Annotated in this window: 18 protein-coding genes and 1 pseudogene; 13 read left to right on the forward strand and 6 right to left on the reverse strand. The window is 72.3% G+C overall.

Annotated features, from left to right (window positions below):
* Nucleotides 1–87 precede the first annotated feature (87 nt).
* Complete coding sequence (pdxR, locus tag P5G50_RS10060) at nucleotides 88–1,572, forward strand: MocR-like pyridoxine biosynthesis transcription factor PdxR (RefSeq protein ID WP_301212536.1); 1,485 nt, start codon at nucleotides 88–90, stop codon at nucleotides 1,570–1,572.
* 43 nt (nucleotides 1,573–1,615) lie between these two features.
* On the opposite strand, the gene P5G50_RS10065 is transcribed toward pdxR, so the two are convergent.
* Nucleotides 1,616–2,374 carry an SDR family NAD(P)-dependent oxidoreductase gene (locus tag P5G50_RS10065; protein ID WP_301212535.1) on the reverse strand — a complete coding sequence of 253 codons (759 nt, stop codon included), beginning with the start codon at nucleotides 2,372–2,374 and terminating at the stop codon, nucleotides 1,616–1,618.
* An 83-nt stretch (nucleotides 2,375–2,457) separates the two neighbouring features.
* Here P5G50_RS10065 and P5G50_RS10070 point away from each other — a divergent pair, with 83 nt between their 5' ends.
* Nucleotides 2,458–3,066 (forward strand): TetR family transcriptional regulator, encoded by a 609-nt coding sequence (locus P5G50_RS10070; protein ID WP_301212534.1) that lies wholly within the window; start codon nucleotides 2,458–2,460, stop codon nucleotides 3,064–3,066.
* On the opposite strand, the gene P5G50_RS10075 is transcribed toward P5G50_RS10070, so the two are convergent.
* Nucleotides 3,063–4,103, reverse strand: coding sequence for an NAD(P)-dependent alcohol dehydrogenase (locus P5G50_RS10075; protein WP_301212533.1), 1,041 nt, complete (start codon nucleotides 4,101–4,103; stop codon nucleotides 3,063–3,065). The genes P5G50_RS10070 and P5G50_RS10075 overlap by 4 nt on opposite strands.
* 102 nt (nucleotides 4,104–4,205) lie before the next feature.
* On the opposite strand from P5G50_RS10075, the gene P5G50_RS10080 reads away from it, so the two are divergent.
* A complete protein-coding gene (locus P5G50_RS10080; RefSeq protein WP_301212532.1) occupies nucleotides 4,206–4,967 on the forward strand; it encodes a VOC family protein in 762 nt (253 codons plus the stop codon).
* Between the two features lie 113 nt (nucleotides 4,968–5,080).
* Nucleotides 5,081–5,350: a 30S ribosomal protein S15 gene (gene rpsO / locus P5G50_RS10085; protein ID WP_185277889.1), complete on the forward strand. Its 270-nt coding sequence runs from the start codon at nucleotides 5,081–5,083 to the stop codon at nucleotides 5,348–5,350.
* Between the two features lie 198 nt (nucleotides 5,351–5,548).
* Here the strand turns inward: rpsO and P5G50_RS10090 are convergent, their stop codons facing one another.
* On the reverse strand, nucleotides 5,549–6,739 hold the full coding sequence (locus P5G50_RS10090) for a low temperature requirement protein A (protein ID WP_301212531.1): 1,191 nt from the start codon (nucleotides 6,737–6,739) through the stop codon (nucleotides 5,549–5,551).
* A 19-nt stretch (nucleotides 6,740–6,758) separates the two neighbouring features.
* Here P5G50_RS10090 and P5G50_RS10095 point away from each other — a divergent pair, with 19 nt between their 5' ends.
* The 3 genes from P5G50_RS10095 to P5G50_RS10105 all read left to right on the forward strand — a co-directional run bounded on the left by P5G50_RS10095 (nucleotide 6,759) and on the right by P5G50_RS10105 (nucleotide 10,555).
* Nucleotides 6,759–7,193 carry a VanZ family protein gene (locus P5G50_RS10095; RefSeq protein ID WP_301212530.1) on the forward strand — a complete coding sequence of 145 codons (435 nt, stop codon included), beginning with the start codon at nucleotides 6,759–6,761 and terminating at the stop codon, nucleotides 7,191–7,193.
* Between the two features lie 10 nt (nucleotides 7,194–7,203).
* Entirely contained in the window at nucleotides 7,204–7,986 is a 783-nt protein-coding gene (locus P5G50_RS10100) for a fructosamine kinase family protein (protein WP_301212529.1), read from the forward strand.
* Nucleotides 7,987–8,263: 277 nt separating this feature from the next.
* Nucleotides 8,264–10,555 carry a polyribonucleotide nucleotidyltransferase gene (locus P5G50_RS10105; RefSeq protein WP_301212528.1) on the forward strand — a complete coding sequence of 764 codons (2,292 nt, stop codon included), beginning with the start codon at nucleotides 8,264–8,266 and terminating at the stop codon, nucleotides 10,553–10,555.
* 82 nt (nucleotides 10,556–10,637) lie between these two features.
* Here P5G50_RS10105 and P5G50_RS10110 read toward each other — a convergent pair whose 3' ends face one another.
* Nucleotides 10,638–11,102 (reverse strand): Lrp/AsnC family transcriptional regulator, encoded by a 465-nt coding sequence (locus tag P5G50_RS10110; RefSeq protein ID WP_301212526.1) that lies wholly within the window; start codon nucleotides 11,100–11,102, stop codon nucleotides 10,638–10,640.
* 211 nt (nucleotides 11,103–11,313) lie between these two features.
* Between P5G50_RS10110 and pdhA the strand changes: the two genes are divergently transcribed.
* The 3 genes and pseudogenes from pdhA to P5G50_RS10125 all read left to right on the forward strand — a co-directional run bounded on the left by pdhA (nucleotide 11,314) and on the right by P5G50_RS10125 (nucleotide 14,846).
* Entirely contained in the window at nucleotides 11,314–12,435 is a 1,122-nt protein-coding gene (pdhA, locus tag P5G50_RS10115; RefSeq protein WP_301212608.1) for a pyruvate dehydrogenase (acetyl-transferring) E1 component subunit alpha, read from the forward strand.
* Nucleotides 12,432–13,442 carry an alpha-ketoacid dehydrogenase subunit beta gene (locus P5G50_RS10120; protein WP_301212525.1) on the forward strand — a complete coding sequence of 337 codons (1,011 nt, stop codon included), beginning with the start codon at nucleotides 12,432–12,434 and terminating at the stop codon, nucleotides 13,440–13,442. Before pdhA ends, P5G50_RS10120 begins: the two co-directional genes overlap by 4 nt.
* Nucleotides 13,442–14,846: pseudogene (locus tag P5G50_RS10125) on the forward strand (dihydrolipoamide acetyltransferase family protein). The gene P5G50_RS10120 and the pseudogene P5G50_RS10125 overlap by 1 nt, the downstream one beginning before the upstream one ends.
* Before the next feature lie 23 nt (nucleotides 14,847–14,869).
* Here P5G50_RS10125 and dapD read toward each other — a convergent pair.
* On the reverse strand, nucleotides 14,870–15,892 hold the full coding sequence (gene dapD / locus P5G50_RS10130; RefSeq protein WP_301212915.1) for a 2,3,4,5-tetrahydropyridine-2,6-dicarboxylate N-succinyltransferase: 1,023 nt from the start codon (nucleotides 15,890–15,892) through the stop codon (nucleotides 14,870–14,872).
* A 17-nt stretch (nucleotides 15,893–15,909) separates the two neighbouring features.
* Between dapD and dapE the strand changes: the two genes are divergently transcribed.
* The 3 genes from dapE to P5G50_RS10145 all read left to right on the forward strand — a co-directional run bounded on the left by dapE (nucleotide 15,910) and on the right by P5G50_RS10145 (nucleotide 18,513).
* Complete coding sequence (gene dapE, locus P5G50_RS10135) at nucleotides 15,910–16,992, forward strand: succinyl-diaminopimelate desuccinylase (protein ID WP_301212916.1); 1,083 nt, start codon at nucleotides 15,910–15,912, stop codon at nucleotides 16,990–16,992.
* Nucleotides 16,961–18,214, forward strand: a complete 1,254-nt coding sequence (locus P5G50_RS10140; RefSeq protein WP_301212917.1) for a hypothetical protein — start codon at nucleotides 16,961–16,963, stop codon at nucleotides 18,212–18,214. The genes dapE and P5G50_RS10140 overlap by 32 nt, the downstream gene beginning before the upstream one ends.
* Nucleotides 18,215–18,339: 125 nt before the next feature.
* On the forward strand, nucleotides 18,340–18,513 hold the full coding sequence (locus tag P5G50_RS10145) for a DUF3117 domain-containing protein (protein ID WP_021764147.1): 174 nt from the start codon (nucleotides 18,340–18,342) through the stop codon (nucleotides 18,511–18,513).
* Between the two features lie 120 nt (nucleotides 18,514–18,633).
* Here the strand turns inward: P5G50_RS10145 and P5G50_RS10150 are convergent, their stop codons facing one another.
* Entirely contained in the window at nucleotides 18,634–19,266 is a 633-nt protein-coding gene (locus P5G50_RS10150) for an O-methyltransferase (RefSeq protein WP_301212918.1), read from the reverse strand.
* Between the last annotated feature and the right edge of the window lie 52 nt (nucleotides 19,267–19,318).

A 19,318-nucleotide genomic window follows, 5' to 3' on the forward strand; every position in this document is an offset into this window, starting at 1 on the left:
CCACGCTAGGAATGCCGGTGGACCGTTGTAAGGTCCAATCCGACGGGTTCTCACCGGACCAATCGCGCCGATCCAGGAGGGAGCGGGATGGACCTCCACGTGTCCGTCGGCGAGCGCGGCGATCGCGCGGACCGCATCTACCGCGAGCTGCGCCAGGCCGTCCTCGACGGGAGGCTGCGACCGGGCGAGCGCGTCCCTCCGTCGCGCGAGCTGGCCGCCGACCTCGGCGTCGCCCGATCGACCGTCACGACCGTCTACGACCGGCTGATCGCCGAGGGCTACCTGGTGGCGCGCCGCGGCGCAGGCACGTTCGCGGCCGCGGTGGGCGGCCGCGCGGGGGATCGAGCGGGCGCCCCGGCCGGCCACCGCCCAGCGCCAGGCGCGGCGCGTCCTGCGCCCTGGTGGGAGGAGCTCGACGACCCGCTCTGGCGCGAGCCGCTGCCGATCGCGTACGACTTCAGCGTCGGCTCGCCCGACGCGGCGCTCTTCCCGGCGGACGAGTGGAGGCGCAGCGTCGCGGCCGCGCTGCGGGACCGCCGCTCCCGCTCGGCGCACTACGGCGACCCGGCCGGCGACGAGCGGTTGCGCGCCGCGGTCTCTCGGCGGATCGCGCTCTCGCGCTCGGTGGAGGCGGATGCGGCGGACGTCCTGATCACCAGCGGCGCGCAGCAGGCGTTCGACCTGATCGCGCGGGTCGTGCTTCGGCCCGGCGATGTGATCGCCGTCGAGGACCCGGGCTATCCTCCCGTGCGCCAGCTGTTCGCCTCGCTCGGCGCCCGGGTGGTGCCGGTCCCGGTGGACGAGCACGGCCTCCGCGTCGACCTGCTGCCGCCCGCGCGGCTGGTCTACGTCACGCCGTCGCACCAGTTCCCGCTCGGCGGCGTGCTCCCGCTGGAGCGCCGCAGGGCCCTGCTGGCCTGGGCCGAGCGGCACGACGCCGTGGTCATCGAGGACGACTACGACAGCGAGTTCCGCTTCGCGTCCCGTCCGCTCGACCCACTGCACCGTGTGGACGACAGCGGGCGCGTGGTCTACGTGGGGACCTTCTCGAAGACCATGCTGCCGTCGCTGCGCGTCGGTTTCGTCGTCGCGCCACGCTCGCTGCTGCCCGCGCTGCGGGCGGCGAAGCGGCTGACCGACTGGCACACGGACGGGCTCACGCAGGCGGCGCTGGCCCGGTTCGTCGACACCGGCGCCTTCGCGCGGCACCTCCGGCACGCGACGCGGGCGTACGCCGAGCGGCACGCCTCCATCGGGCGGCAGGCGGCCGAGCAGCTGGGGGAGTGGCTGCACGTGGTGCCCTCGGTCGCCGGGCTGCACCTGGCGCTGCTGCCGCGGGAGGGGGTGGCGCTCGACTCCGAGCGGGTCGCCGCGCGTGCGGCCGTGGCCGGTGTGGTCGTGCAGCCGCTGCCGCGGTTCGGTGCGGGGGAGCCCGGGACGAGAGGGCAAGGCGCGGGAGGGCGCAGGGAGGGCCTCCTGCTCGGGTTCGGCGCGGTGCCGGCCGCCGATGTGCCCGACGGGCTGCGCCTCCTCGCCGACGCCCTCGCCCGGGAGCGCCCCGCCGAGTCGTGACCCGATGTCACGATTCGGCGGAGCGGATCGCGCGCAGGATGCGTCAGATCGCCGACCAGCCGCCGTCCGAGGCCAGGACAACGCCCGTGACGTTCGCGGAGTCGTCGCTGAGCAGCCAGGTGATCGCCGCGGCGAGCTGCTCCGGCTGCGCCACCGGCGGCACGGTGGTCTGCATGATCGGGCCGATGCGCTCGCCCGCCCACTGCGAGCGGAACGGCGCCTCGATGTTCGTCGCCACCGGTCCCGGGGCGACGGCGTTGGCGCGCACGCCCTTCGGCGAGTAGAAGACGCTCGTGCTCTTGGTGAGGCCGACGACCGCGTGCTTCGACGCGGTGTACGCCGCTCCCGCCGCCGAGCCGCGCAGGCCCGCCTCCGACGAGACGTTGACGATGGAGCCGGCTCCGGCCTCCACCATCAGCGGCAGGACCGCCCGGCTGAGCCGCATGATCGCGGTGACGTTGATCGTGAAGACGCGGTCCCAGGTGGCGTCGTCGACCTCGGCCGTCGGCAGGAAGCCGTCCATGATGCCCGCGACGTTGGCGAGCGCGTCGACGCGGCCGCCCGCCGCCTCCAGCAGGCGTGCGATCGTCTCCTCGGCGGCCACGTCGCCGGCGACGGGCACGATGTCGAGACCGGGGTTCTCGGCGACGAGCGCGTCGAGGCGCTCGGGCGCGATGTCGCTCGCGACGACCCGGGCGCCCTCGGCGGCCAGGCGCAGCGCGGTGGCGCGGCCGATGCCGGAGCCGGCGCCGGTGACGATGGCGGTCTTGCCCGCGAAGCGGTCGGTGGAAGCAGTGCTCATGACGGATCTCCTCATCCCTCTGCGATGAGCGCCGTGAGCGCGGCGCTCGAGCTATTTATAGCACTCGGTGCCATAATCAAGCCATGAGTTCACCGGACGTTCCTTCGACGCCCGCCCCGCGGCGGCGCGGCCGGCCCGCCGACGTCGACCCCGACGCGGTCGCGCTGGTCGCGCTGCGCCACTTCGACGCCCACGGCTACGACGAGACGACCATGGACGACATCGCCGCTGCGGCCGGCGTCAGCAGGCGCACGCTGTTCCGCTACTTCCCGAGCAAGCCGGCACTGGTCTGGGGAGGCATGGAGCCGGTCGTCGAGCGGATGCGCGCGGTGTTCGACGCCGCCGGCGAGACCGAGCCGGTGCGCGACGTGCTCGCGCGCGCCTTCACCGAGTCCCTCGACCTCGGCCCCGACCGGCTCGAGGCGACACGGAGGAGGCTGCGGCTCATGGCCGCCCACCCGGCCCTCGTGGGCTTCGGGATCACCAGCCTGGCCGTCGACCGCGACCTGCTGTGCACCTTCCTGGCGCGCCGGCTGCGCGTGCCCGCCGACGGCCTCCGCGCCCAGGTCCTCGCGGACGCGCTGACCTCGGCGAACTTCTCGGCGCTGCTCTGGTGGGCGCAGCACGACGACGGCGACCCTGCGCGGATCGCCGTCGCCGCGCTGGACGAGGTGCTGCGCGGCCCGGTCTAGTCGTTCGGGATGATCACCGCGCGCCCGCGGATGCGGCCCTCGTGCAGCCGCTCGTACGCCTTCGGCGCCTCGTCGAGGGTGTACGTCTCGATCTCGACGTTCACGGCGCCGGCGCGGGCGAGGTCGAGCACCTCCATCAGCTCGGCACGCGACCCCCAGTACGGCGTGCGGACCGCCACGTCGTAGCCGATCCTCCCGAAGCCGACCGGGAGGGCGCCTCCGCCGATGCCGACGATCGTCACGTCGCCCTCGGTCGCGGCCATGCCGCCCGCCAGGTCGACGGTCGGCTGGATGCCGACGAAGTCGAAGACCGCGTCGGCGCCGCGGCCGTCGGTGCGCTCGCGCACGGCCCGCACCGCATCGGCGTTCGACAGGAGCGCGTCGTGCGCCCCGACCTCGCGGGCGAGTGCCAGCTTCTCGTCGTTGACATCGAGCGCGATCACGGTCGCGCCGCTGATCGCGCGCAGGATCTGGATGCCGACGTGCCCGAGCCCGCCGGTCCCGATCACCACGGCGGTCGTCCCGGCGCCGAGCTTCGGCAGCGACGTCTTGATCGCGTGGTACGGCGTCAGGCCGGCGTCGGTGAGGGAGACGTTGCGCACCGGGTCCAGGCCGCCCAGCGGGACGAGGTGCCGCTCGCTGTCGACCAGCATGTACTCGGCCATCGACCCCGGCGCGCCGAGGCCGGGCGGGCGGATGCCCTCCGCCTCCGCGTTCAGGCAGTAGTTCTCCTTGCCCTGCGCGCACATGTGGCAGCGGCCGCAGCCCCACGGGCCGTACACCGCGACCGCGTCGCCGGGCTTGACGCCCGTGACGCCGTCGCCGACGGCCTCCACGATCCCGGCTCCCTCGTGCCCGAGGGTCAGCGGGAGGCCGTAGATGTACTGCTCGGCGGGCAGGCCCATGATGAACTCGTCCGAGTGGCAGACACCCGCGGCGGTGACCTTGAGGAGCACCTGGCCGGGGCCCACCTCGGGGTCCGGGACGTCGACGACCTGGGGCGCCGAACCGATCTCTCGATATTGCAATGCCTTCATGAGGGCGACGCTACTCCGGCCGCATGAGCGCTCCGCAAGGGGTGACCGCCGCGTTCGGGAGCACCCTCCCGCAACCGGGTGGCGACGGGCTACCGTGTGCGCATGCCGATCGTGACCTCCTTCCCGTCGGGCACCCCGATCTGGGTGGACCTGCAGAGCCCCGACCAGCCGGCCGCCGCCGCCTACTACCGGGCGCTCTTCGACTGGGAGGTGACGCCGGCCGATCCGCGGATGGGCGGCTACTCCTCGGCCTCGCTGCGGGGCGTCCCCGTCGGCGCGCTCGGCCCGCTCCTGTCGGACGACGTGCCCTCGATGTGGACGACCTACTTCGCCGTGCCCGGCCTGCACGCCGCAGCGCAGGCGGTGGAGGCCGCGGGCGGCACGGTCCTGCTGCCGCCGGGCGAGACCGTGCCCGGCGTCTTCCTCTCCATCGTGCAGGACCCGGCCGGGGCCGTGTTCGGCATCTGGGAGAAGCGCGGCGATCACCGCTGGCTGCGCGACGAGCCGGGCGCCGTCGACTGGGTCGAGCTCGTCACGCCCGAGCCGGAGGCCGTGTTCCCGTTCTACGAGGCGGTGCTCGGCGTCGGCGCCAGCGAGATGCGGGTGGGGGACAAGCCCTACGGGCTGTTCGACGTCGGCGACAACAGCGTGGCCGGCGTCTACGAGGGTGCGGGAGGCCCCTCCCGCTGGCTCGTGTACGTCAACGTCGCCGACCTCGACGCCGCGGTGGTGCGGGCGACGGAGCTCGGCGGCACCCTCGCGCTGGAGCCGCTCTCGGCGCCCGGCGTCGGCCGCTGGGCCGAGATCACCGATCCCCAGGGCGCCGCCTTCGCCCTCCTCGAGCCGGAGCGCGAACCGGACTGAGCGCCCGCCCTCCTCTGGTAGACTCTTCAGGTTGCCGTCGAACGGCCGCGGATCAAGAGAGCCCAGGCATACGGCCCCGGGCACCGCGCAACGAGAGGAAGGGGATCCCATCTATGGCACTGGATGCTGAGACCAAGAAGGCGATCATCGAAGAGTACGCTACCCACCCCGGTGACACCGGATCCCCCGAGGTTCAGGTCGCCATCCTGACCAAGCGGATCAAGGACCTCACCGAGCACCTCAAGGAGCACAAGCACGACCACCACTCGCGTCGTGGCCTGCTCCTCCTCGTGGGTCAGCGTCGTCGACTGCTCGGATACCTCTCCGACATCGACATCAACCGGTACCGTGCGCTCATCGAGCGCCTCGGTCTGCGTCGATAACTTCGACCGCGAGCTTCTTCGCGAACGGGTCGTCACCCGGGCTTCACGGCCCCGGTGGCGGCCCGTTTCCCGTATCACGACGACCACCCCGGCCGTCCACAACTCCGGAGATCGCGGTCGACACGCCGCCGCCGTACCGGAGAAGCAGGCCGCGGCCCGGCGTGTCGGCGCGCGCCTCCGGAGTTGCCGACGCGGACGTCAGGCGCGCGCCGCCGCCTCCCGCGCCGCCACCGCCCGGTCCACGAGCGTCGCCGCCACCAGTCCGGCCGCGACCACCGCGATCCCGATGGTCACGCCGACCAGGCCGATCGCGGGGGAGGCGAGCGGCAGCAGCAGGATGAGCACGATCGCGACCGTCGTCTTCAGCGGCCGGATCACCACCTCCTGCACCAGCGGCGCGTGCAGCACGTAGAGCATCAGCAGGAAGACCGCGACCGGGATCGCGACCGCGTACTCGACAGCCGTGTCGGAGACCTCCGCATGGTCGGCGCCGCGCTGCACCGCGACCTCCAGCCCCGCGCCGAGCGCCGCCAGCGACGCGAACACGAAGTAGTGGCCGTAGCCCCAGTAGAACGACCGGCCCCGCCGCGACGACAGCCCCTCGGCCGCCGGCTCGAGGAAGTACAGCCACCACAGCGCGAACAGCAGCACCAGTCCCGCGGCCGCGATCGCGATCAGTGACGCCGACAGGCCGTTCGCCGCCAGGGCGCGCTGCACGCCGACCGACGAGGCGAGCACCGACTCCCCGAGCACGATGATGGTGAACAGCCCGTACCGCTCGGCGATGTGATGCGGATGCCAGGAGGTCATGCCGGTCCGCTCGGCCCACAGCGGCACCGCGAGCTCCAGCAGCGCACCCACCGGGAACAGCCACGGCGCGATCGCGGGAGGCATGAACCCCCACGCCACCCACAGCACCTGCACCGCGGCCACCCCGCCCGCGTAGCGCAGGGCGGTCACGCGGCCCTCGGGATGCTCCACCGCCGCACGGATCCACTGGGCGACCAGCGCCAGCCGCATGATCAGGTAGCCCACGATGACCGCCGTGAACGACTGCTCCTCGAACGCCGCCGGCACTCCGGCCGCCAGCACGAGCACGCCGCCCATCTGCAGCATGGTCATGAGGCGATACGGCACGTCGTCCGTGTCGTACGCCGAGGCGAACCAGGTGAAGTTCATCCAGGCCCACCAGATCGCGAAGAACACCATGCAGTACGGCCCGAGCTTGTCGAGCGCGTGGCCCTCCTCGCCCGCGGTGGCGAGCTCCGCGGCGACCTGCGCGATGGCGACGACGAAGGTCAGATCGAACAGCAGCTCCAGCGGGCTCGAGACGCGGTGCTTCTCATCGGTGGCGCGTCCGGTCATCCGGATGCGGAACGGGAGGGTCATGTGCGCCAGCATAGAAGGCATGCTGCGACGCCGTCCCGCCCTCGCCGCCGTCACCGGCGTCTACCTGCTCGCGGTCGCCTGGATCACGCTCAACCCGTTCCCGCCCGACCCGCACGGCAACGGCCTGCTGAAGCAGCTGCTCGCCTTCACCGCCGACGTCGCCCCGCTGCGGTGGATCACGTTCGACGTCGTCGAATTCACCGCCAACGTGCTGATGTTCGTGCCGATGGGGGTGCTGTTCACGCTGCTGCTGGGTCTCGGGAGGTGGTGGTGGGCGCTGCTGATCGGCGTCGCCTCCACGTGTTTCATCGAGGGCGTCCAGCTGTTCCTGCCGAACCGCTACAGCGACGTGCGCGACCTCGCGGCGAACACGCTCGGCACGCTGATCGGGATCGGGATCGTGGCACTGGTCGCCGTCGCGGCCCGGCGACGGCGCCCGGTGCAGGCCGCGTAGGGTGACGCGCATGGAGATGTGGCAGGGGGAGACCCTGGTCAAGCAGCGCTCCGACGCCCCGGACCGCTTCTTCGAGGCGGAGGCCGCCGGCCTGCGCTGGCTCGCCGAGCCCGAGCAGCACGGAGGAGCCCGCGTCGTCCGTGTCGCCGCCGTCTCGCCCGGGCGCATCGAACTGGAGCGGGTGCGGGAGGCGCGGCCGAGCAGGGAGGCGGCGCGTGCGTTCGGCGCGGCTCTGGCGGTGACGCACGCGGCCGGAGCCGCCGCGTTCGGCGCCCGCCCCGACGGTTGGGAGGGCCCGCTGTACATCGGCCGGCGCCCGCTGCCCGCCGCCGACGAGACCAGCTGGGGCCGCTTCTACGCCCGCGACCGCGTGCTCCCGTACCTCGACATCGCGGTCGCCGTCGGCAACGTGACCCGCGCCCAGGAGCCGGTGATCCGCGAGGCGGTGGAGCGGGTCGCGAGCGGCGCCTTCGACGACGGCGAGCCTCCGGCCCGCCTCCACGGCGACCTGTGGACGGGCAACGTGCTGTGGACGCCGGAGGGCGCGGTGCTGATCGACCCGGCCGCGCACGGCGGGCACCGTGAGACGGACCTGGCGATGCTCGCGCTGTTCGGCCTCCCGCACCTCGACGAGGTCCTGGCCGCCTACGACGCCGCCCGTCCGCTGCGGGAGGGGTGGGAGGCGCGGGTGCCGCTGCACCAGCTGCACCCGCTCGCGGTGCACGCGGCCGGGCACGGGCCGTCGTACGGCACGGAACTGGCGGAGGCCGCCCGCGCGACGCTCGCCCTCTGAATCGGCGCGGACTGATAGGATGCTCACGGTCGGCAGTGCGCCGACCGAACCGGAGCAGGCCGGCAGGAGCTGGTCCTCGGTGGTGGTATCCGGAGGCGTCCGCGCAAGATCGCGGGGGGCGTCACCGTGTATTTCTACTGATGGCCAGACGGGCTCGGCCCACGCACCCGCGTGGGGATGCCGCGTACACGGAACGTGTCGAACTGCTTGCTCCTGCTCCTTGGAGTGAAGTCGCGCCCACACGGGGTGGCGACGTTAAACAAAGGAGAAAGACCTCTTGGAAGGTCCTGAGATCAAGTTCGCCGAAGCCGTCCTCGACAACGGCCGCTTCGGCACCCGCACCGTCCGGTTCGAGACCGGACGCCTCGCCCAGCAGGCGCAGGGCGCCGTCGCCGCCTACCTCGACGAGGAGACCATGCTGCTGAGCGCGACGAGCGCCAGCAAGCACCCGAAGGACAACTTCGACTTCTTCCCGCTGACCGTCGACGTGGAGGAGCGCTCCTACGCCGCCGGCAAGATCCCCGGCTCGTTCTTCCGCCGCGAGGGCCGCCCCTCCACCGAGGCGATCCTCGTCTGCCGCCTGATCGACCGCCCGCTGCGCCCGTCGTTCGTCGACGGCCTCCGCAACGAGGTCCAGATCGTCATCACCGTCCTGAGCATCGCCCCCGGCGAGTTCTACGACGCGCTCGCGATCAACGCCGCCAGCGCCTCCACGCAGATCTCCGGTCTGCCCTTCTCCGGCCCGATCGCCGGCGTCCGCCTCGCCCTCATCCCGGGCAACGGCGCGCACGAGGACCAGTGGATCGCGTTCCCGAAGGCCGAGCAGCTCGAGGAGGCCGTGTTCGACCTCATCGTCGCCGGCCGCGTCCTCACCAACGAGGACGGCTCCGAGGGCGACGTCGCGATCATGATGGTCGAGGCCGAGGCGACCGAGAACTCCTGGAACCTGATCCAGGGCGGCGCCGTCAAGCCGAACGAGGAGATCGTCGCCCAGGGCCTGGAGGCGGCCAAGCCGTTCATCCGCCAGCTGGTCGGCGCGCAGAACGTCATCGCGCAGCAGTCCGCGAAGGCGATCGCCGACTACCCGGTGTTCCTGCCCTACTCGCAGACGACGTACGACAACGTCGCCGGCCTCGCGTACGACGAGCTGGTGAACGTCTACCAGATCGCCGACAAGATCGAGCGCCAGAACGCCGACGACGCCCTCAAGGAGCGCGTCAAGGCGGCCCTCGCCGAGAAGGTGGAGGCGGGTGTCCTCGACCCCGAGGTGCTCACCCAGTTCTCGGCCGCCTACAAGTCGGTCTCGAAGGTCGTCATGCGCGGCCGCGTGCTGCGCGAGGGCGTCCGGATCGACGGCCGCGGGCTGACGGACATCCGTCCGCTCGACGCCGAGGTGCAGGTCATCCCGCGCGTCCACGGCTCGGCGATCTTCCAGCGCGGCGAGACCCAGATCCTGGGCGTCACCACGCTGAACATGCTCAAGATGGAGCAGCAGATCGACTCCCTGTCGCCGGTCACGCACAAGCGCTACCTGCACCACTACAACTTCCCGCCCTACTCGACCGGTGAGACCGGTCGCGTCGGCTCGCCGAAGCGGCGCGAGATCGGCCACGGCTTCCTGGCCGAGCGCGCGCTCGTGCCGGTGCTGCCGAGCCGCGAGGAGTTCCCGTACGCGATCCGTCAGGTGTCCGAGGCGCTCGGCTCCAACGGCTCCACCTCGATGGGCTCCGTTTGCGCCTCCACCCTGTCGCTGCTGAACGCCGGTGTGCCGCTGCGCGCCCCGGTCGCCGGCATCGCCATGGGCCTGATCTCCGACGTCGTCGACGGCGAGACCCGCTACGCGGCGCTCACCGACATCCTGGGCGCGGAGGACGCGCTCGGCGACATGGACTTCAAGGTCGCCGGCACGAGCGAGTTCGTCACCGCCATCCAGCTGGACACGAAGCTCGACGGCATCCCGTCGTCGGTGCTCGCCGGCGCGCTGAAGCAGGCCAAGGACGCCCGCACCACCATCCTGAGCGTGCTCAACGCCGCGATCGACCGTCCGGACGAGATGGCCCCGACCGCGCCGCGCGTGATCTCGGTCCAGATCCCGGTCGACAAGATCGGCGAGCTGATCGGCCCGAAGGGCAAGACGATCAACGGCATCCAGGACGAGACCGGCGCCGAGATCTCCATCGAGGAGGACGGCACCGTCTACATCGGCGCCACCGACGGCCCGGCCGCCGAGGCCGCCCGCGCCGCCGTCAACGCGATCGCGAACCCCACCAACCCGGAGGTCGGCGAGCAGTTCCTCGGAACCGTCGTCAAGCTCGCCGCGTTCGGCGCGTTCGTCTCGCTGCTCCCGGGCAAGGACGGCCTGCTGCACATCTCCGAGGTGCGCAAGCTCGCCGGCGGCAAGCGCGTCGAGAACGTCGAGGACGTGCTCGGCGTCGGTCAGAAGATCCTGGTGGAGATCACCAAGATCGACGACCGCGGCAAGCTGTCGCTCGCCCCGGTGATCGCCGAGGAGGCCGAGGCGCCCGCCGCCGAGGCGCCCGCCGCCGCCGAGGCCCCCGCGGAGTCCTGACCCCGCTGGGCAACCGCCGAGTACGCGGATAATCGCCCCGAAACCGCCGAGTACGCAGACTGTCTGCGTACTCGGCGGTTTTTCATGTGTCGCGGGTGAGGAGCTGGCGGAGGCGGTAGGGGATCAGCTCGCCCATGTCGAGCGAGGTCTCGGCGCGGTCGACGCCCTCCACCGCTTGGATCAGGCCGGTGATGCGGAACAGGTCCTCCGCGTCGACGCACACCACGCGCAGCAGCAGGTCGTACGGCCCTGAGATGCCGTGGGCCTGCACGATCTCGGGGATGCCGGCCAGTGCCTCCACCACCTCCGCCAGCATCTGCTGCCGCACGTGCACGGTCACGAAGGCCGCGAGCGGGTATCCGGCGGAGCGCGCGCTGATGCGGCGCTCGAACGACAGGAAGACGCCGTTGCGCTCCAGCTCGGCCACCCGCGCCTGCACGGTGTTGCGGCTGAGGCCGAGGCGGTCGGCGAGCGAGACGTTGGTCGACCGCGGGTCGTCGGCGAGGGCGACGAGGATGCGGCGGTCGGTGCTGTCGAAGCTGCGCATGGTGTGCAACCTAGCAGGAGTCAAACCGCAGCGATAGAGCACTCTGCACGGTCGACACGCCGTTGGTTGTGCGCGGTGACCGGGGCGCGTAGCCTTCCGGTAATTCCGGCGACGAGGCCGGGAGCCGGTCGGGCACGCCACAAGCATGCCGGCCGGGCAGAGAGTGAAGGTTGCGTGAACCGTGACGATCGACAATCAGCCCGACACCCGGATGGACGACGTGCGCCTGCCCGCCGGGGCCGACACGATGGCCATGACCGACACCGTGCAGCTGTTGAGCCCTGCGGGGGAGCGGCTGAGCGACGTCCGCTTCGACGCCTGGATCTCCGACATCGGCTCGGACCAGCTGCTCGCCCTCTACGACGACATGGTCGTCATCCGCCGCATCGACGCCGAGGCGACCGCCCTGCAGCGCCAGGGCGAGCTGGGGCTGTGGCCGCCGCTGCTCGGCCAGGAGGCCGCCCAGATCGGCTCCGGACGCGCGCTGCGCTCCGACGACTTCGTCTTCTCCAGCTACCGCGAGCACGGCGTCGCCTACTGCCGCGGAGCCGGCCTCGTCGACCTGCTGCGCGTCTGGCGCGGCGTCGCGCAGAGCGGGTGGAACCCGTACGACATCAACATGGCGACGCCGCAGGTCATCATCGGCGCCCAGACGCTCCACGCGACCGGGTACGCGCTCGGCATCCAGGCCGACGGCACCGACGCGGTCGCGCTCGCCTACTTCGGCGACGGAGCGACCAGCGAGGGCGACGTCAGCGAGGCCCTGATCTTCGCCGCGACCTACTCGGCGCCCGTCATCTTCTTCTGCCAGAACAACCAGTACGCGATCTCCGAGCCGGTCGCCCTGCAGGCGCAGCGCCCGATCGCCGAGCGCGCGCCGGGCTTCGGCGTGCCGAGCGTGCGCGTCGACGGCAACGACGTCCTCGCGGTGATGGCCGTGACCCGTGCGGCCCTCGACCGGGCGCGTTCGGGAGGCGGCCCCACCTTCATCGAGGCCGTCACCTACCGCATGGGTCCGCACACCACCGCCGACGATCCGTCGCGCTACCGCGACCCCGCCGAGCTGGACGAGTGGGCCGGCCGCGACCCGCTGGCCCGGGTGGAGGCGCGGCTCGTCGCCGACGGCGTGCTCACCGAGGAGGCGCGTGCGGCCATCGCCGCCAAGGCCGACCGCGTCGCCGCCGAGATGCGCGCGGGCATCGTCCAGCTCGAGGACCCGGACCCGCTCACCGTCTTCGACCACGTCTATGCCGAACCGCACTCCGGACTCGTCCGCGAGCGCGACCACTACTCCCGCTACCTGCGTACCTTCGTCTCGGGAGGCGACCGATGACCGCGCTCACGATGGCAAAGGCGATCAACGTAGGACTCCGCAAGGCCCTCGCCGACGACGACCACGTCGTGCTCATGGGCGAGGACATCGGCACCCTCGGCGGCGTGTTCCGCGTGACCGACGGCCTGCAGACCGAGTTCGGCCCGCGCCGCGTGATGGATTCGCCACTGGCGGAGTCGGGCATCCTCGGCACCGCGGTCGGGATGGCGTACCGCGGCTACCGGCCGGTGGTCGAGATCCAGTTCGACGGCTTCATCTACCCGGCGTTCGACCAGATCGTGAACCAGGTGGCGCGCATGCACTACCGGACGCAGGGCGCGGTGCGGATGCCCATCACGATCCGCGTGCCCTTCGCCGGCGGCATCGGGGCGGCGGAGCACCACTCCGACTCGCCCGAGGCCTACTTCGCGCACGCCGCCGGGCTCCGCGTGGTCAGCCCGTCTGACCCGCAGGAGGCGTACACGCTCATCCAGCAGGCCATCGCCTCCGACGACCCGGTGCTCTACTTCGAGCCGAAGCGGCGGTATCACGCCAAGGGCGAGGTGGACGAGGAGGCTCCGCTCGCCGACGCGCGCCCGATGGGCACCGCTCGAGTGCTGTCGACCGGCTCCGACCTCACGCTCGTGACGTACGGAGGACTGGTGCAGCTCGCCAAGGACGCCGCGACGGCCGCGGAGGACGACGGCGTCTCGGTGGAGGTCATCGACCTGCGCTCCCTCTCGCCGCTCGACCTCGACACGGTCGCCGCATCCGTCCGCAAGACCGGGCGGCTGGTGGTCACGCACGAGGCGGCGCTGTCGGGCGGGCTCGGGGCCGAGATCTCGGCCTCCATCACCGAGCGCTGCTTCTACCACCTGGAGCACGCGCCGGTGCGGGTCACCGGGCACGACATCCCGTATCCGCCCGCGCGCCTGGAGTCGGCGCACCTGCCCGACCTCGACCGCATCCTCGACGGCATCGACCGTGCGATGGACCGGCCGAACTCGCTGACGGGGGTGGAGGACTGATGCCGGTCAAGGACTTCGCCCTGCCCGACCTCGGCGAGGGGCTGACCGAGTCGGAGCTCGTGAGCTGGCGCGTCGCCGTGGGCGACAGCGTGAAGCTCAACCAGATCATCGCGGAGGTGGAGACGGCGAAGGCCCTCGTCGAGCTCCCCGCGCCCTATGACGGCCGCGTGTCGCGCCTGTACGTGGAGCCCGGAGTGACGGTCGCGGTGGGGGAGCCGCTCGTCGCGATCGAGGTGGGGGACCTCGAGGAGGCTCCGGAGCCGACCCTCGTCGGGTACGGCGCGCGGCCCGACGCGTCCGGCGGCGGCCGCGCGCCGCCCGCGGCCCGGGCTGGCGGCGCCCGCCACGTCCGTGCCCGCGACCGCCCACCCCGAGCCCGCGGCCGCCCACCCCGAGCCCGTGAAGGCCCACCCCGAGCCCGCGACAGCGGGGTCCCGACACGCCGTGTCGGACATCCACGAGACGGCGCGTCGGGACCCCGCTGCGGCGCCCGCCGCGCCCGCGGCGGCGACGGCCGTGGCGGAGCGGCCGCGTGCGACGCCGCCGGTGCGCAAGCTCGCGCGCGAGCTGGGCGTCGACCTGGTGAGCATCGCCGGCACCGGTGACCGCGGGCTCATCACGCGACACGACGTGGAGGCTGCGGGAGGCGCGGCTCAGGCCGGGCCGACGGCGGCGGCGGCGGAGGCGACGCCGGCCACCACCGGCCGCGAGCGCCGCATCCCGATCAAGGGCGTACGCAAGGCGACCGCCGACGCGATGGTGCGCAGCGCCTTCACCGCGCCGCAGGCCACCGTGTTCCTGACCGTCGACGTGACGCCGACGATGGAGCTGCTGGAGCGGCTGCGCGCCCGTCCCGACCTCGCCGATGCCCGCCCCGGGCTGCTGGCCGTGGTCGCGAAGGCGCTCTGCCTCGCCCTGCGACGGACCCCGGCGGCCAACGCCCGCTGGGACGACGCCGCGCAGGAGATCGTCGAGTTCGACGACGTGCACCTCGGGATCGCGGCGGCGACGCCGCGCGGACTCCTCGTCCCGGTGATCCGCGACGCGCACGCACGCGACCTCGCCGACCTCGCCGGCGCGATCCGCAGCCTCGCCGAGACCGCACGGGCCGGACGGACTCCGCCCGCCGAGCTGAGCGGCGGCACCATCACGATCACGAACGTCGGTGTGTTCGGCGTCGACGCGGGCACGCCCATCCTGACGCCGGGGGAGGCCGCCATCCTCGCGCTCGGGGCCGTCCGCCGTCAGCCGTGGGAGCACGACGGCGGCATCGCGCTGCGCCAGGTCGTCACGCTCGCGCTGTCGTTCGACCACCGGATCGTGGACGGCGAGCAGGCGGCGCGCCTCATCGCCGACATCGGGCGCATCCTGAGCGAGCCGGGGTCGGTGCTGACGATGGTGTGAGGGCGGGCCGTCGGGCCGCGCGGCTACGCGTGCAGAGCGGCGTTGAGCTCGACGCCCTGGCCGGCGCGGCGCAGCACCTCGACAGCGCCGGTCAGCGAGTTGCGGCGGAACAGCAGCCCGGCGACGCCGGAGAGCTCGGCCGCCTTCACCGTCTGCGGGCGCCCGTCGGCGGTGGGGGCGGCGTCGGCGAGCACGACCTTCGTCCCGGCGGTGACGTAGAGGCCCGCCTCCACGATCGAGTCGTCGCCGATCGAGATGCCGATGCCGGAGTTGGCGCCGAGCAGAGACCGCTCGCCGATCGCGACGCGGTGCGTGCCGCCTCCCGAGAGGGTGCCCATGATGGAGGCGCCGCCGCCGATGTCGGAGCCGTCGCCGACGACGACGCCCTGCGAGATGCGGCCCTCGACCATCGAGGCGCCGAGCGTGCCGGCGTTGTAGTTGACGAAGCCCTCGTGCATCACGGTCGTGCCGGGGGCGAGGTGCGCACCGAGCCGTACGCGCGAGGCGTCGGCGATGCGGACGCGCTCGGGCGTGACGTAGTCGAGCAGCCGCGGGAACTTGTCGATGCCGGTGACGTGGATGCCCGCCCGCTGCAGCGACGGCCGCAGCCGGTCGAGGTCGGCGGGGAGCACCGGGCCGGCGTTCGTCCACGCGACGATCGGCAGGTGGGCGAAGATGCCGTCGAGGTTCAGGGTGTTCGGCTGCACGAGCAGGTGCGAGAGCAGGTGCAGGCGCAGGTACGCGTCGGAGGTGGAGGCGGGAGGCGCGTCCAGGTCGATCTGCACGGTCACGATGTCGACGCGTACGTTGCGGCGGCGGTCCTCGGTGGCGAGCTCCTCCAGCTCCGCCGGGGCGATCCAGGGGTCGCGTCCGTCCGGGATGCGGCCGAGCCGCGGCTCCGGGAACCAGGTGTCGAGCACGGTGCCGTCAGCGGCGATCGTCGCGAGGCCGTACCCCCAGGCGGAGCGCACGGCGGAGTCGGCGGAGGAGCCGGCCGCCGATCCGGTTCGGGGCGCGGCGGATTCGGAGGGAACGGCGGAAGGCATCCCTCTAGATTAGTAGCGTGCCTCTCGACCTCACCGCCTCCTCCATCGACCTGACCCGCCAGCTCTGCGACATCGAGTCGGTGTCCGGCAACGAGCGCCCGCTCGCCGACGCGATCGTGGAGGCGCTGGAGGGCCTCGGCCACCTCGAGATCATCCGCGACGGCGACACGATCGTCGCGCGCACGAACCTCGGCCGGGAGCGCCGTGCGCTGATCGCCGGGCACATCGACACCGTCCCACTCAACGACAACCTGCCGACGCGCTACGAGACCGACGGCGGCGTCCGCTACCTGTGGGGCCGCGGAACCGTCGACATGAAGGCGGGCGTCGCGGTGCAGCTCAAGCTCGCCGCCGAGCTCACGAACCCGGCGATCGACGTCACGTGGATGTGGTACGACCACGAGGAGGTCAACGCCGAGCTGAACGGCCTCAACCGGCTCGCCCGCAACCGGCCCGACCTGTTCACCGGCGACTTCGCCATCCTCGGCGAGCCCAGCAACGGCGTGGTCGAGGGCGGCTGCAACGGCAACCTGCGCGTGGAGGTGCGTGCCTACGGCAAGCGCGCCCACTCGGCCCGCGGCTGGGTGGGGGAGAACGCCATCCACAAGGTCGCGCGGATCCTCGACACCCTGGCCGCGTACCAGGCGCGCGAGGTGGAGGTCGACGGTCTCGTCTACAAGGAGGGCCTGAACGCCGTCGGCATCTCCGGCGGGGTCGCGGGCAACATCATCCCCGACGAGGCGATGGTGCACATCAACTACCGGTTCGCGCCCTCCCGCAGCTCGGAGGAGGCGATCGAGCACATGCGCGAGCTGTTCGGCGACTACGAGATCACGGTGGTCGACCGCGCCGACGGCGCCCGGCCGGGCCTCGACGCGCCGCTCGCCCAGGAGTTCGTCGCCGCGGTCGGCGGCGTCGCGAAGCCGAAGTACGGCTGGACCGACGTCGCCCGGTTCAGCGCGCTCGGCATCCCCGCCGTCAACTACGGCCCCGGCGACCCGCTCAAGGCGCACGCCGACGACGAGCGGGTCGACGTCGAGCAGATCGTCGCCGTCGAGGCGGGTCTCCGTGCCTGGCTCACCGGTTCCCGCGAGCACTGACGCCGGCGCGCCCGCGACCGAGCTCCGGGCGCCCTGGTGGAGGCTGTGGTGGGTCCGCGTGCTCGCGGTCTTCGCCGCGAGCCGGGTGGCGACGACCGTCATCCTGCTGATCTTCGCCGCGAACCAGGGGCAGAACCCGTGGACAGGGCCGAAGCCGGACTACTTCTCGTACGCCACCATCTGGGACGGCCTCTGGTACAACATCGTCGCGGTCTCCGGCTACCCGTCGGTGCTGCCGTACACCGACGGCGTGCATGTCGGCGAGAACGCGTGGGCGTTCATGCCCGGGTATCCGGCGGTGGTCGACGCGGTGATGTTCCTCACCCGGCTGCCGTGGTCGCCGGCTGCCGTGCTGGTGTCGCTGGCCTGCGCCGCGGGGGCCGCGCTCGTGTTCTACCGGCTGATGCTGCGGGTCGGGCTCCCGGCCTCCACCTCCCTGTTCGCGGTCGCGCTGTTCTGCGTGTCGCCGGTGTCGCCGCTGTTCCAGGTGGCGTACGCGGAGGCGCTGTATCTGCTGCTGCTCGCGACCTCCCTGCTGCTCCTGGTCGAGCGGCGGTACGTCGTGCTGTTCCCGGTGGTGCTCGCGATGGCGTTCACGCGGCCGAGCGGGCTCGCGTTCGCTCTCGCGCTCGCGATGCACGTGGTCTACCGCTGGCTGCGGGTGCGACGCGGCGTCGAGCCGTTCCCCGTGCGCGAGCGCGTTCTCAGCGTCGGGCTCACCGTGTTCAGCGGGCTCGCCGGCCTCGCCTGGCCGGCCATCGCCGCCGTCGCGACGGGATCGTGGACGGCGTACACCGACACCGAGCTGGCGTGGCGCGCGCCGTACATCGGGTACACGCACCTGGTGCCGTTCGCCTCCTGGTTCCAGGGCGCCGACTGGTGGGCGACCGTGATGCTGGGCGTGCCGGGGTGGATCGGCGTGATCGCGCTGGTGCTGCTCGTGGCGATCTACGCCGTGCTGCTGTTCTCACCGGCGGTGAAGCGGCTGGGGCCGGACATCCGGTTCTGGGTCGCCGCGTACTCCCTCTACCTGTTCGCCGTGTTCTTCCCGCAGTCGAGCACGTTCCGGCTGCTGATGCCGCTGTTCCCGCTGCTCGGAGCGGTCGCGCTGCCGCGCAACCGTTGGTACCGGGTGGGGATGGTCGTGCTGTTCCTCGCCCTCCAGGTGGGCTGGATCGCCATCTGCTGGGGGGTGGACGGGGCCGACTGGTCGCCGCCGTGATCGGCCCTCCACCGATACCCGACCGGCCGGTTCGGCAGTGGCCCGGCGGATTCCGCCGACGCCGAATTTCCACACGCCGTGCCGGATGTCGGATAATAGGAGGACATCCACGAAAGGGGAGCTGCATGGCGGCCATGAAGCCGAGGACCGGGGACGGGCCGATGGAGGCTGTGAAGGAGGGACGGCTCATCATCGTGCGTGTGCCGCTCGAGGGTGGGGGACGTCTCGTCGTCTCCGTCAACGACGCGGAAGCCAAAGAACTCCACGATGCGCTCGCGAGTGTGGTGAGCGCCTCCTAGCGAGGCGTCCACCGGCTTGCGCAGCCGTCGAGTACACGAAGAATGCGCGGAATCACGACGATTCCGCGCATTCTTCGCGTACTGGGCGGCTTCTCTGCTCGGCGGCTGCCGGGCGCACGGCTACGGGGTGAGCTTCGTGATCTGGAGCAGGCCGTCGCCGGCGGGGGAGAGGGCGCTGATGACGGCGCCGGAGGCCGCGGTCTCGGTGATCAGGGTCCGGAAGCCGGTCGCGATCTCGTCGCGCGCGGCCGGGTCGGCGACGCGGCCCCGCCACAGCGCGCGGGCGACGAGCACCGTGCCGCCCGGGCGCACCAGGCGGAGTCCGTGCTCGACGTACTCGATCACCGACTGCGGATCGGCGTCGACGAAGACGATGTCGTAGGAGTTCTCGTTCATGCGTGGTAGCACGTCGAGCGCGCGGCCGGGGATCAGCCGGACGCGGTTCGACGGCGCGCCCGCCTCGGTGAAGAACGCCCGCGCGTGCTGCTGGTGCTCCACCTCCACATCGATGGAGGTCAGCTGCGCCTCCGGGCTGCCCGTGAGCAGCCACAGGCCGGAGACGCCGACTCCGGTGCCGATCTCGACGATGTTCTCGGCGGCGGTGGCGGCCACCACGACGGCGGCCTGAGCGCCCGTGCTCGGCGGGATCGGGTCGATGCCGAGCTCCAGCGACTGCTGACGGGCCCGCAGGATCACCTCGCTCTCGACGATCACGTCGTCGGCGAATCTCCAGTTCGAGTCCTTCTCAGACACAGCGCTCCCTCACTCCCTCCCCAGGATACGGTGCGCGGTTCCAGCATCCGTG

Source organism: Leifsonia williamsii, assembly GCF_030433685.1.
Classification (GTDB): domain Bacteria; phylum Actinomycetota; class Actinomycetes; order Actinomycetales; family Microbacteriaceae; genus Leifsonia; species Leifsonia williamsii.